Here is a 12,337-nt window from a genome sequence, read left to right as displayed (position 1 = left end):
GGTTGGTAAGGATGGCCAGAGCTGAGGATTATCATATAGGACTCCTATTCAAAGAATTTTCGATACCACCAGGGACGACCGGTAATGATGTTGCCGCGCAACCGGTGCAATAAACGCTGGAATACCACCGTGAGGGTGTAATCAAAGAAAGCCAGTAGTTTGTAAAACACCAACAATCCGACACAGAAGAGGAACATCAGCATACTTGGCCAAAATACCCACACGATAAACACCAGATAAACCAGCACTGGAATGCCAAAGATCGTGACGGCGCGACCCGCATCTAACCAGTTGCAATAATCGTTGTTCATTATGTTGTTTTCCGTTTTTCGTTAAATTCTCGCCATCCCATCACTTGTTCCGCTACATGTTCAGCAACTCGCCCGTTCACAAAAAGTTCCCAGGTTTGATCTGCAATGCGCGTCGAACTCTCACGAAGTGACGCGTTAATCAGATCAGGCCAGCGAGAATAATGTTGTTGAGATAATTTGCTGCGCCAATCATCGTCAAATAGGACGTATTCTCTAACAGCGATACGTTTACCATCAGTCGTTGGCAGGAGGCGTTGCACGATGACAAACCGCAAAGCATCAAGTAGATCAAAGGCAACTTGTTCACGGGTGTCACTGGACGCCATTCGGATACAACGAGAAAAAGCATGGCCCGGAGAGAAAGCATGCAATGTACTGAGGGCCAGATGGCCAGAGTGAGCACAGGCGATGGCGGCTTCTAACGTATCAAGATCACGTATCTCACCAACACCAATTAAAGTCGGTGCCTGACGTAACGAGAGACGAAGGCCATCAGCAAAACTCGGAACATCTCTCCCAATTTCGGATTGTTGAGGCTTGAGCACCCATTGAGGACCCCCTAGCAGATATTCGACCGGATCTTCATAGGTGGTGACCTTTCCGTCGGGATGTGTTTCTCCGTAATGCTGGTAAGTTGAGGCTAATAATGTGGATTTCCCTGAGCCGGTTGGACCACACGTTAAACCCAGACCATCCATAGGTAATAAACTGCGACGGAGATCATCTTCCAGGCCCATTGTCTCTAAGGGCGGGATAGCTGATGGAATAATACGTAACGTGATGGCCATTGCTGTATTAAGCGAACCAATAGTGGCCTGAATGAAGTTAGTGCGATAACGCACCCGTTCACCACGTTCGAGTCCGAAACGGCCAGTATTATCACCTTCCAGCTGTAAAGCCCGGTCAGCACCACAGCCCCCTTGGACCAGTGATTTAATATCAGGGGTGTATATCTCATCGACGAGGCGCACCAATTGGGAACTATCAATATTGAACTTGTTGGTTACAACCTTGCGGCCGTAGTGATCAACAATGATTGGGCTTCCACTCTGCAGATGGATATCAGAGACTTTATGGCGATAACAGTGAACAAAAAAACTTCGGAGTTTGTTTGCGTCGAGTCCGCCTGAAAAATCAAATTCATCAAGATTTGTCATATAGGGCTCCACGCACAGAACTTAAATAATAGGGATAATTGATGTAAGTGGAATGAAACCCCAGATGGCCAAAGCTTAACGCTTGGAAGAGGTCCGTATATTTTCGTGGGATATTTCTCATAAATATCACCGTATTTGATGAACTAACTGAACGCATCATTAAATATTCACGAGCAGCAGCCAGTAGCGTTTCATGAGCCAAAAAGTCACTAGGCTCACTTTTTATGTAGTTGTTTCCTAATGAGGAAAGTAACTGTACTTGACCAGGGTTATTATTCATGGGTTCACTCCGAGCATATGAAATAGGAGGAGGTTACTGTTGTGTCGTGATAGTGGGTTTCCAACGTTTCTTATCCAACTCAAAGCCGGCGCGTTGTTTCAGGTCGCGTACTTTATCACCCAACATCAGTTTGTCTTGGGAGCCAGTAACGGACTGCAGCTGTTCACTGACCACAGGTAAGGTGATCATGCCTTGCTGCACCAGAGTGGAATAACGCACCATGCCGGCATAATCCCGAGTTAATCGATTGAAGTTACTTTCTAACGTTCGGTCGGCACTTTCACGTCCTTCTTGCCAACCCTTTTCTATCGCGGCACGCCAGACTTTTTCTTCGGCGCCATTCTTCGGAGCAATTTCTGTAGGGATATCGGTATTCACTGCCAGTCCGGCCAATAAGTACTGCCGCCAAGAGGGCGGATTACTGACAAATCGCTCTTTCACCAGAATGGTGTAGGTTTTGTTAGCGGTTCGTATCTGGTTATCTGTAATGTTTGCGAGAGATTCAGCCGCGACAATAACGGGAGGTAACCACCCCTGGCGACTGATCAGCGGAGCAAAGGTATAGAGTCTATTTAAGTCATCATTCTGAATACTCAGCGCTTGTTGCAGTTCCCAGGCTCGCTGTGCTTTTCCTCCCCGAAAACCAACGGTTTGCCCCGCATCATTAAGAAGTTGCCATAATGTGTCGTTCAGACCGTGTTTATCAGTGGCCTTTGGCGATAGGTAGGCATTGATATCCGGTGGTGGAGGTGTATCGATGGTTGCCCCGATAACTGGCACGGTGACCAGTGCCAGACAGAGGGCCAAGGCTTTTCGTATCATGCTAAAGCTCCTTGTTTTAGGGGCAGCATAAAGTAGACGCGAAGCTCTCTGGACTGCTGATCTAGCTGAGCTCGCCAGTCGGTTTGAGTACGGATAATTCGAAGCAGGGTTTCAAAGGTAACGTCTTGAACATGAATAGTGACAGGAAGTGGTAATCTGACACCGGTATAAGCGAATGATAAGCCGCGTTGTCGTGCTAATTCGGCCAGGAGCTCAATAGCATCGCCATCCCATGTCACTGAAAGTCGTTGGCTGTTTGCTCGAATACTGCCGGGTACGAAATGTACTTTCTGATTTAGTACTCCGTTTAAGGCGAGATCTTGTAACGAGGGAGTGATTTGCCCTGTATTAATAGTTATAGGCTGTGGAGTAGATATCGGATGTTTCGCTTGAGGTGCCTGACAACCGGATAGCAGGAAAAGGCCAAGCGTGGCCAGATACGATAATTTCATATAAATAGTTCCTGTATATCGGAGATAGTTGCGGTGCGGATAAATTAAGAGGTCAGGTCGATGCGGACATCACTGGTATTGTGATATGAACTGCCTGCCAGCATAACCGTGACGCGACTGTTTGATTTTACATTGACTGCGATTTGTTTTTGAGTAACACCATAGTTTTGGTACCCCCAGTAATGTCCGCTACTACCACCTTTATCAACCCGGACGCTGGTTTTAACAACACCAACCAACCCGCCATCGACATACACGTTAAAGGATGCGGAACCGGTGTGAGAACCATCACCGGCGTTGAATAAACTGGATACAGTCACCAACAAGACTTTGTATGACCCATTTGACACAATATCAAGATTATTGACGGCTACACGCGACATACCACCACCCCCTATCCCCGTCAAAATACCGGCTTGGCAGTAAAGAGGCGCACCTTCGGCATCCCGAGTTAATATACCGGCCTCACAAGATTGACCAGGCACCATAATCTTATTGAGTTGCAGAAACTCATCTGTGGCCAGACGGCCTTCGGCGTGTATTGTTCCGCCTCGCAGTTGTCCTCCGGTGTAAATCCCTTTGTTATTGACGCTGCGCACCCAATCGTCGTCAGTCATGGTTAGGCCTCCGCCATGTGTGGCGTTCAGCCATCCCTTGTCGTTTTGCGTAATGATCCAGCCGCTGTTGCTCTTGATATCATTTTCTACTGTTACCGTTTGGGCATTGACAGCACTCGTGTTGTTTAATGAGTTATTGCCCATATCTATGTCGGTATGCATTTTGTTTAGATCCGGGCGACCATTGACTTTAAAGCGATACAGACGATCACCGGCTTCACTGTCACTGCCGAGTGAGTCGGAAGATAACATGACAGCAAGGCGACCCATTTGACCCGAGAGACCATAGTCGGAGAGATTAACAGTCCAACTACCATTTGCACCGATCGCCTGATTAGCTGGCCAAATATAACCACCTAGGCCACTGATGTTTTGAGCAATATACCTAAGTCCATTAGGTTGAATTTCCTTGCCCGCCGAGGTTAGGACGAACGCCATCAAGTTGCTTTTGCCGTCTTGGGTTATTGCTACTAGATATGACTGGCCATCATCGGTAGTTAGACTGAATCCAGGCGGAAGGTATTTTGCGTCTTGTAACTGTTTACCTGTGATAACAACATTTTTTGCGGTTTTGAGCTGTGTCGTCAGAGTGTCTTTATTGTCCTTGATATAGCGATTAGCTGACGCACTGACGGCAGACAGCATGGTGGCACTGATGTCCCATGCCCGCTCCTGGTTGTACTCTATAACCCGGGGGATACTGTAGGCCATTATCACCGATAGCAGAGTTATAACCATGATTGTTTCGGCAATGGTTAATCCACGGTTAACGGGGGGATGTGAGAAAGATTTCTTTTTACTCAACATAGATATTTCCCTCTGTTGCCAGAATGGGGTGAATAAGATGAGTCACTATGACGGCTGGGAGCAGCCAGGGTGCCAGTGGGTGCGGAGATTTTCGTCCAAACAAGCTGACGGTTATTAACAAGTAGAGTACCAATGCTCCAGACAACCAAGGGAGGGGGAGCCAGGCACATAGACCGGCAAGTAGATGAACATCCCCCAATCCCAAAGCTCCAGGTTGTTTGTGGGCCAAAATTCGGTATACCAGGTTCAGAAGCAGAAATGCAGCCAGACTGGTGAAGGCAGCGGTGTAAGGCGATAACGCGGCGCCAGGAAGTAAGGTGAGCAAAAGCCCAACAAACCAGAAACTGTTAGTGAAACACAGTGGTAGCCAGCGTTCTTGCGCGTCTAGCCCAATAAGGTTCAGGCTAAATATCAGCAGGGCAAATGACTGTAGCAAGTGTGCCGGTGAAAGCGTAAATACGCTATTGAGTAGCAGAACCAATAGCGTACAACTCCAGGTAATCCATTGGAGAAGGTGAATAATTTGACGCGAATAAGTAGGTCGGTCGTAGTCGAGGAGAAACAGATTACCCTGTCGTAAAACTGGACCATGGTTACGAAATGTAAATGCTAGTGCTAGGCCAGCAAATAACAGCAATACCAAAAGAGTCGAGATCATGAAACCCCCCCACCAAGACGCATGTATTCCTTATAAATATTCTTCGAATACCACATTCTGCGCGGCTCTCTGTCGGGAGAAAAACCGGCATTGTATGAACCTAAGCATGACCAGTTGCTACCACAGATTTGCAGATGCTGGGCTAATATCCAGGCTCCAATTTGAACGTTGAGACAGGGATTGGTCAGTAAATCTTGTTCGCTTTTGATAATACCCAGACGTTTAAGTCTGGGTAATTGTTGGGTGTTAATCTGCATCAAGCCATAATCACGGCTGGATATTTTGCCCGCAGTGCGGTTGATGCCGATAGCATTGGGATTCAGCGAGCTCTCCCTAACCGCAATAGCCCGCAGGAGTTGTGCGTTAATGTGATATCGAGCGCCAGCTTCATCAAAACACCAGGCATGCACCGGTGTGGTAAGGCATAGCATCACACTGCCAAATAATGCGATAAGGAAAAGTCGCATAAAACCTCCTTAGCTTTGGCTGATGAAGATCAGGGTATTGTTACCGGTTGATCCCGAGTCAGCCGTACATTGCTGCACAGCTTTTGCAGACGTTAATGGACCCGATGTTGATGTTCCGTTTACTTTTGTTGTCACCACGTTTGATCCAGAACTCAACGTGGTGGCGATAACGGTACACGCATCTTGTGGAATAGCGGCCGTTGTTAGCGAGAATCCAGATTTCTGGCCACCAGAAGAGGCTACTGGCGCAAGAGATACATCACCACCAAAGGTATTGGTCAAACCGGCTGAGCCAGAAGATGCGGTGCCAACGAGGGTTAGACCAGTAGGGGCCCCGCTAGCCATGACGATATACGTGCCGGTCATATCGGCTGAGCCGTTATAGGGATACTGCCCCGCGTTTTTTAACAATCGAGGTGTTTTAGCCATCATTTCGTTATAAGCGTTAAGCTCTTTGGATGTGTCACTGGTTGAGAATGCACCTTTAGATACGGCATAAACTGCAGACATGACGACACCCGCGATAACCATCCACATGATTATTTCTGTCAGGGTTGTCCCTTTATTAATAGTGTTGTGCGGTTTTTTCATTGTGCTAAATGGACGTAAAATTTTCATAACAGTTTCCTTTCTATAGGGTTAGTGGAGAGTTTTGACGAGCGCGTTGATTTCTACGCTCGCGAATATTTGCAGAACGATATAACTGGCGTTGAACAACAGAATTACGAAGTTAACTACAGCGCAGGTTTTGGTGATTTTGCTGAGACTTTCTTTCTGCCAGAAGGAGGCAAATGACTTAATAAGGTCCTGGGCATCATTCCCCCCGCTTAGAATCGAAAGATGTACTGCGGCATCACGTGAGGGGAAGTTAAAACCGGTTAACAGCAGGGCTTGACCAAAATTCACCCCTTTACTGAGTTTGCGCCGCGTAGCATCAAGGCGCTCAAATAACCAGGGCGAGGCGTACACACACAGAAGATGAAGTGCCTGTTCCATACGAATAGATGGATGTATTAGGGCTGCGTAATTAAGCAGGAATGTCGCACCCTCAGTCTCTTTATACACACTCCATGGAAATAGCCGGTCAAGAACACGATTACGAACCTTTCCGGTCAAATTCGGCATGGTCCATAGAATGGATATGATTGTTAGTGCAATTGCAGACAGTAGTAGGAACATGTTGGAGACAAAGAACTCGGTAATACCGACGAATAGTGCGAGTTTCCCGGTTAATGCCTCACGTGGGATGATTGCCAGAACAGTGGGTATATATTTATCGTTAAGAAAGTGCATCGCAACCAGAGTACCCATACATAAAAACACCGGATAAATCTGGCTACTGATGACCTTACTTTTTAGCTTTCCGATCGTATCGATATTTTGAATAGTACGTTTCAGCGCATTACTCAAATCACCTGTTAACCTGGCTGACATAATGATGGTGCTTTCATTATGTGGAACCCAAGTTGACAGGCCTTTGTCCAGTGTTTGCCCTGTGGTCAATGCGGAATGTATATCACTGAGGCAGTACATCAGAGAACTCCGCTCTTTTCCTTTTTGCCTGGCGGCGTATTGAAGTTTGGTAATGGCTTCTTTAAGTGAAGATTTGTTGTCGAGCAAGAAGGCCAGTTGTTCGTAAAGATGTCGCCGTTCACTCATAAAGAAAGTTTTTCGAGCGACCCAAGTATCGAGCCGAGAAAACCAAGCTGGAGGACGAATTTTAGTACTCGGCAGGCTTTTTAGGCGAGCTTTTATCCATGAAATCATGTGTGGGCTCCTAACAGTTCAGAAAGGTATTACGTTGTGGAATATGAGGAAACTAATTGGTCAGGCAGAAAGGGGAGCGGTGTCCAGGGCTAACAAGGTGTCCTCATCCAGCGGATTGATACGGTCTCCCTCGAGGGGGTCAACTTCTCCACGATTAAGATATTGTTGAAGATGCATGCCGCGCGTGGTGCCTCCCATCTTGTTAACCCAGTAGTTTCGAGCTACAAGCTTGCCTTCATGTCGATAGTGGTGCATGAACTGAGCATCAGGCCGAATAACCTCAACAATAACTCGGCGTCCTACCGTACCGAAGTGACAGTTATTGCAACCATTGTGATTACGAAAGCGGATTTTTTCTTTGTCGCAATAGGTCGCAATCAACTGTAATTCATCAGCATCAAGGCTATCTTTCACTTGTTCATAAGTCTGTTTGCATTTAGGGCACAGTAAAGGCACCAGGCGTTGTGCAATCAGGCCGACAATCAGTTGGGGATCAGTGATAAGCGCAAGCGGCACGTCCAATGTATCAACCATACGGCTGATAATGCTCGGCGCGTCATTGGCATGCAGTGTTGCCATCAGAAGGTGCCCAGTTTCGGCTCCAGAAATCGCAGTTTTAACAGAGTCTTTGTCACGCATTTCCCCTACTATCAATGCATCAGGGTCAAGACGTAAGCTGGCCGCAATAGTTCGGGTCCAGGCTTGTTTGACTGCTATAGGATCACTTTTGTCGGCGAAAATAGGGATCTGGATGCCAGGTAGTTTGCCCTCCGGGGGGTCTTCGATTGCCAGTAAGCGTTTAAGGCCATAAGTAAACACGGTATACATCTCAGCAAGAGTACGCAGTGTGGTACTTTTCCCTGAACCCGTCGGGCCCGAAAGGATGATAAAGCCATATGGACTGCGGAGCATACGCCGTATCAGTGTGATCTGTTCGGGATTGAAGCCGAGAATTTCCAGCGAGGGAATATCGTTTCTTTCATCTTTGATCAGTCGGACAACAGCATAAACACCATTCTCAGTAGGAATATGCGCATAGCGAGCCGCATATAAATTAGCTTTGTGCAAATACTTGTTTTCAATGCGGGCATCCTGGATCTCGTTCTCCATGAACTCCCTGGCGCCTGTATCCGTCATGGAGTTAACCATGCAACGTAGCAGAGTCATCCCCTCATCAGTCTTTTTATTGGCCACAACTGACAAATCGCCATAGATACGCTGATAGATGGTGGTACCGTCTGTATTGACCAAAAAATGCATATCAGACGCTCCCGCGGCTGCTGCTTGGGCAAATAGGTCAATGACTTCCGGTTGTAGGTTTTCTGCAGTTTCTACATGGACTCGGTTTTTTTGGCGGTGCTGGGCTATTTCATCAAAGCGAACTATCTCAGTGTTCAGACCAGGGATCTTGGCCAGCGCTCGTTGCAGTTCACTTTGAACCGCAGGCATTTTGCAATGGTCGGCAGATACATAGCAAACTGGGGGGGAACCCATTTCCCAGAACATATATTCGTTAGCCAGTGCATTGAATTCAAAAACTGGAGGGGAATTAGTAAGTGTCATGTTATTCACCAAAAGTCAGGGTATGACGCTGGCCCTGCGTATCTTTTACTTCGACGGTACTGGCAGAAATATCCGTCACGAGTAAATCGCGGCCGGGGATCTTACTGCCCGTGCGGACAATGATAGATAAACCCGTATCAAGCATCAGGCGAGCCGATAACGACCGTCCTTGTCCACTGATTTCAAGGATACGGGGAGGGCCAGACTTTGCTTGCTGGGGCATACTGATTGAGGGATTAGGCAATCCGGGAGGCAAATTTGTACCCGACAAAACCATCTGCCCTGATGATGTGTCGCTGTACTGGCTCTTGGCTTTTTGAAGTGAGGCCCGTGCATTGGCCAATTGGGCTTGTGCTTCGGTCAATAACGTTTGCGTATTGAGTTTTTCCAATTCGTTCAAGGTACCAGACGGTAAGGGAACGGCTGTGCTTTCTTCCGGGGGTATTTGCTGAGTTGGAATTTCGGTATCTGCATGTGCCGTTATGGCCAGAGCAAATAGCAGCGGAAAAATAAGAAGTACACGGTTATGGATTGGCATAAAGAGTTCCTTCGAGTGTGTAGCTTAGGCGAACACCCTCACGTACTGTGCGAATACGGGCTATGCGTAACCCAGGCATCGGTAATGAATCGATATAGATGTCAGGCGATATCGGGAGGATTAACGTAAAACGGACTTCCCGCCAAGGTAGCGTGATGTTCTCTCCGTCGATTAATCGTGTATTCGGTTGGGGGTCGAGCTGCAACTGTGCATTTTGCCGCTGGGCAAATGTGGTCAGTATTAGCATAGCTTCTGTCAGACCGATTAGTTTTTGCTGTCCTGAACCAGCTAACACCGATATGGGCAACGTGATTGTCGCTTGATCTGCCCCTCCAGGAATATTGAAAGCAACCTGGTGTTCGCCAAACAACTCTTGTGCCCGTCGTCTAAAATCAGCAACGCTGGCGTTACCGGTCCGACGATAGATAAGAGCGATATCGCTCTGGCGGGTGTAGGTTTTACTTTCAAGCATCCATCCGGCGACGGACAGAGGAATTAGATATTCACCATTACCACGAATAATGGCGGGAGCATCTGGCAGAGAAGGCCAGGGGGGTAATACGGGTTTTTGTGCCTGAATGTTTTCTTTGAGTTGCAGTTTTGCAATCTGCAATGCTTTATCTTCTTTCCACCCTTGATAGATATGTGTTCCTACGATGACACCTACTACGGCTAGCGCAATCAGTGAATACCTTTGCACTGGACGACGCAGGGACATCGAAGGGATGTTGTAGAGTTTGTTAACACTGGACGAGAGAGTGAAGTCAATCAGAGGCGTTGGGTTAGCCTCCCTATCCTCAAAAAAACCCACAGGCGCAATAACATGCCATTTATGGGTGCTCTTATTCATAGACAAGAAAAAAGTGATAGCGGCTAGCATACTTTCTTTGTTGCCCACCTTGTCACTCAGAACGGAGAGTTGGCCTTTACAGCTGGCCACAAACCAATAGATATCACTTTGTAGTTCAAACACCGCGTAGCAATCATCACTGAGTTGATGAGCTACAGCCAGGGCGGCACTGATAGGCGCTTTCTTTTCACTTTTTGGCACTTGTACCCAACACGCCAATAACTCGCTCTCAGAAAAAGATGTAGCGAGAAAGTGTGTTGCCCCCTCTTGGGTGGCTCTGCGCCGTAACTCGGACTTACTCTGTGTGGGCGCTATTTCCCACCTTAATGCAGCCAGCCAATTCTGGTCGGGGGGAAGAGGGAGGCGGGTGGCACCGTTTAATATGTGTAACGAATCGTCCATTTATTTATCCCACAATGTTAGCTGTCACCAGAATGAGTAACATATTGCGACTTTTCTCCGCGTTTCCGCCGCCACCTAATCCCCAGAATGAGGTTGATCCAACGCCCTGTTTGGATGCCGTGTTGTTGCCCTGATCAAAGGCAGTCAGCAGCATGGTATTGCCAGAACGGAGAATAACGCGGTAAGTGGAGGTTTTAAGGTGTGTTCGGGAAAGCTCTGATTGCGCATCACCTTGTTTGACGGTGCGGAACGTCGGATCATCTGAGATGCTTATAGAAAATTGCAGTTGCATCTGGTCGCTTTCCGGCATCATGTAAGGCATCGCCACCATATTAAAACCAGTGGTAATGGTGGCTCGCTGGATATCAGTAGAACTGCCTACATTGGCAGTCTGAGATGTCGTAATTCCAGCGACAAAGTCTTGCTGTAATGCCATTTGTAAAGGTACTGGTGACATATTCGTGGTCATGGCAGAGGCTTGAGTCACGATACTGGTGTTGGTTTTTTCAGACAGTGCTTTAATAAATGCCGCAGACCCTTTCCCTTTTCCATCCAGTAGGGTAACCCCTCCACTCATCGCATTCTCGGCCGCATTCGCAAATGAACCTGTTAGCATGCCTTTGACGCTGCCGCTGTTAAATACGCCGGTCAAATCGAACCCCAGGTTTTCCTGATTACGGGCTTCGACACTGTAAACCTGAACATTAAAGACCACTTGCCGGTTAAGCTGTTTATTACGGTCAGCGATATAACGACCGACAGCCTCAAGTACTTGAGGTGTATCGCTTACCGTTAACATGCCAGCAGAAAGATTCATACGACCCACTTTCGGCGTCAGCATAGCGGTTACCGTGGTTTTGATATCGTCATATAAACTGGTTTTAATCTTCGTTTCGGTCGATTGTGATGTGTTGTTATCGCCAGAAATACCGCCGGTAGACGTGGTCCCTCCTGAACTGCCGTTGCTGGTTGTTGTTCCGCTGACTGTTGTGGAAGAAAAGACCGTCATGTTATCCATGAAATTGACAGGAAACGTGCGTGTATCAATGTAAAAAATAGTTATTTTACCCTGCTCATAACGCCACGATAGCCCAAGGCGGGTAGTGATGTTATCCAGGAAGCCATCTAGCCCACCTTGCCAGAAAACACCATGCAAAGTGTTACTGGTCGTAGTCATCGGTGTAGCAGAGGGGCCTGACATTGAACCTAATTGTGGCAACGGGATCATGCCCGTAGTCGGATCAGGCGGGGGAATAGAACCGCTCATTGCCTGAGTCGTTGTTCCCCCTGAGCTACCGACCCCTTGGGCATCCGGTGTGATAAATAGCGGAATTCGGCAGGTTGTAGAAATGAAGGCACCAATCTCTGCAAGGCTAACGTCACCGGCACGACTAAATGTTGGTGCGCACGAAGGGAGTTGGCTTTTTTCGCTGCCTTTTCCGGTGATGGGGGTTGTATTAATCCATTGCGATGTCAGCTCTTGAACGACCTTGCCCTTTCGCATGTCCTCAATCTTGCCAGTAACGATTTTCTGAGTATTTTCAGTATCACTGATCTGAGTATTAATGCGGTCCAGACTTGGGCAGCCTGTCAGTAACAGGCAGGCAAAAATAGGGGCAAGTTTTACCCTTGGTTGTAGCAACATG

General features: G+C 47.6%; 14 protein-coding genes. All 14 read right to left on the bottom strand.

Annotated features, from left to right (window positions below):
• Positions 1-44: 44 nt before the first annotated feature.
• Positions 45-311, bottom strand: coding sequence for an IcmT/TraK family protein (gene icmT, locus ACQ4OC_RS16210; protein WP_050074346.1), 267 nt, complete (start codon positions 309-311; stop codon positions 45-47).
• Positions 311-1,468 carry a plasmid transfer ATPase TraJ gene (gene traJ / locus ACQ4OC_RS16205; protein ID WP_120806744.1) on the bottom strand — a complete coding sequence of 386 codons (1,158 nt, stop codon included), beginning with the start codon at positions 1,466-1,468 and terminating at the stop codon, positions 311-313. Before traJ ends, icmT begins: the two co-directional genes overlap by 1 nt.
• Positions 1,455-1,748, bottom strand: a complete 294-nt coding sequence (locus ACQ4OC_RS16200) for a hypothetical protein (protein ID WP_162975219.1) — start codon at positions 1,746-1,748, stop codon at positions 1,455-1,457. The genes traJ and ACQ4OC_RS16200 overlap by 14 nt, the downstream gene beginning before the upstream one ends.
• Positions 1,749-1,781: 33 nt before the next feature.
• Positions 1,782-2,570, bottom strand: coding sequence for a type IV secretory system conjugative DNA transfer family protein (locus tag ACQ4OC_RS16195; protein WP_120806743.1), 789 nt, complete (start codon positions 2,568-2,570; stop codon positions 1,782-1,784).
• Positions 2,567-3,022 (bottom strand): DotD/TraH family lipoprotein, encoded by a 456-nt coding sequence (locus tag ACQ4OC_RS16190; protein WP_120806742.1) that lies wholly within the window; start codon positions 3,020-3,022, stop codon positions 2,567-2,569. Before ACQ4OC_RS16190 ends, ACQ4OC_RS16195 begins: the two co-directional genes overlap by 4 nt.
• Before the next feature lie 44 nt (positions 3,023-3,066).
• Positions 3,067-4,446, bottom strand: coding sequence for a shufflon system plasmid conjugative transfer pilus tip adhesin PilV (gene pilV, locus ACQ4OC_RS16185; protein ID WP_205582782.1), 1,380 nt, complete (start codon positions 4,444-4,446; stop codon positions 3,067-3,069).
• A complete protein-coding gene (locus ACQ4OC_RS16180) occupies positions 4,436-5,104 on the bottom strand; it encodes a prepilin peptidase (RefSeq protein WP_120806741.1) in 669 nt (222 codons plus the stop codon). The genes pilV and ACQ4OC_RS16180 overlap by 11 nt, the downstream gene beginning before the upstream one ends.
• Positions 5,101-5,571: a lytic transglycosylase domain-containing protein gene (locus ACQ4OC_RS16175; protein ID WP_120806740.1), complete on the bottom strand. Its 471-nt coding sequence runs from the start codon at positions 5,569-5,571 to the stop codon at positions 5,101-5,103. The genes ACQ4OC_RS16180 and ACQ4OC_RS16175 overlap by 4 nt, the downstream gene beginning before the upstream one ends.
• A gap of 9 nt (positions 5,572-5,580) precedes the next feature.
• Positions 5,581-6,189, bottom strand: a complete 609-nt coding sequence (locus ACQ4OC_RS16170; RefSeq protein ID WP_120806739.1) for a type 4 pilus major pilin — start codon at positions 6,187-6,189, stop codon at positions 5,581-5,583.
• Between the two features lie 21 nt (positions 6,190-6,210).
• Complete coding sequence (locus ACQ4OC_RS16165) at positions 6,211-7,338, bottom strand: type II secretion system F family protein (RefSeq protein WP_120806738.1); 1,128 nt, start codon at positions 7,336-7,338, stop codon at positions 6,211-6,213.
• Between the two features lie 60 nt (positions 7,339-7,398).
• A complete protein-coding gene (locus ACQ4OC_RS16160) occupies positions 7,399-8,901 on the bottom strand; it encodes a GspE/PulE family protein (protein WP_205582781.1) in 1,503 nt (500 codons plus the stop codon).
• Position 8,902: 1 nt separating this feature from the next.
• Entirely contained in the window at positions 8,903-9,439 is a 537-nt protein-coding gene (gene pilP / locus ACQ4OC_RS16155) for a type IV pilus biogenesis protein PilP (RefSeq protein WP_234049644.1), read from the bottom strand.
• Complete coding sequence (gene pilO2, locus ACQ4OC_RS16150) at positions 9,426-10,490, bottom strand: type 4b pilus protein PilO2 (RefSeq protein ID WP_410483096.1); 1,065 nt, start codon at positions 10,488-10,490, stop codon at positions 9,426-9,428. The genes pilP and pilO2 overlap by 14 nt, the downstream gene beginning before the upstream one ends.
• 205 nt (positions 10,491-10,695) lie before the next feature.
• Positions 10,696-12,336 carry a PilN family type IVB pilus formation outer membrane protein gene (locus tag ACQ4OC_RS16145; RefSeq protein WP_120806787.1) on the bottom strand — a complete coding sequence of 547 codons (1,641 nt, stop codon included), beginning with the start codon at positions 12,334-12,336 and terminating at the stop codon, positions 10,696-10,698.
• Between the last annotated feature and the right edge of the window lies 1 nt (position 12,337).

Source organism: Yersinia sp. J1, from assembly GCF_050586585.1.
Lineage (GTDB): Bacteria > Pseudomonadota > Gammaproteobacteria > Enterobacterales > Enterobacteriaceae > Yersinia > Yersinia entomophaga.
This window is presented reverse-complemented; position numbering and strand designations above follow the sequence as displayed.

Coding starts and splice junctions, on each gene's coding strand:
- traJ (WP_120806744.1), bottom strand. CDS start 1,468: ATGACAAATCTTGATGAATTTGATTTTTCAGGCGGACTCGACGCAAAC.
- ACQ4OC_RS16180 (WP_120806741.1), bottom strand. CDS start 5,104: ATGATCTCGACTCTTTTGGTATTGCTGTTATTTGCTGGCCTAGCACTA.
- ACQ4OC_RS16175 (WP_120806740.1), bottom strand. CDS start 5,571: ATGCGACTTTTCCTTATCGCATTATTTGGCAGTGTGATGCTATGCCTT.
- ACQ4OC_RS16145 (WP_120806787.1), bottom strand. CDS start 12,336: ATGTTGCTACAACCAAGGGTAAAACTTGCCCCTATTTTTGCCTGCCTG.
- ACQ4OC_RS16160 (WP_205582781.1), bottom strand. CDS start 8,901: ATGACACTTACTAATTCCCCTCCAGTTTTTGAATTCAATGCACTGGCT.
- ACQ4OC_RS16200 (WP_162975219.1), bottom strand. CDS start 1,748: ATGAATAATAACCCTGGTCAAGTACAGTTACTTTCCTCATTAGGAAAC.
- ACQ4OC_RS16170 (WP_120806739.1), bottom strand. CDS start 6,189: ATGAAAATTTTACGTCCATTTAGCACAATGAAAAAACCGCACAACACT.
- ACQ4OC_RS16165 (WP_120806738.1), bottom strand. CDS start 7,338: ATGATTTCATGGATAAAAGCTCGCCTAAAAAGCCTGCCGAGTACTAAA.
- pilP (WP_234049644.1), bottom strand. CDS start 9,439: ATGCCAATCCATAACCGTGTACTTCTTATTTTTCCGCTGCTATTTGCT.
- icmT (WP_050074346.1), bottom strand. CDS start 311: ATGAACAACGATTATTGCAACTGGTTAGATGCGGGTCGCGCCGTCACG.
- ACQ4OC_RS16195 (WP_120806743.1), bottom strand. CDS start 2,570: ATGATACGAAAAGCCTTGGCCCTCTGTCTGGCACTGGTCACCGTGCCA.
- pilV (WP_205582782.1), bottom strand. CDS start 4,446: ATGTTGAGTAAAAAGAAATCTTTCTCACATCCCCCCGTTAACCGTGGA.
- ACQ4OC_RS16190 (WP_120806742.1), bottom strand. CDS start 3,022: ATGAAATTATCGTATCTGGCCACGCTTGGCCTTTTCCTGCTATCCGGT.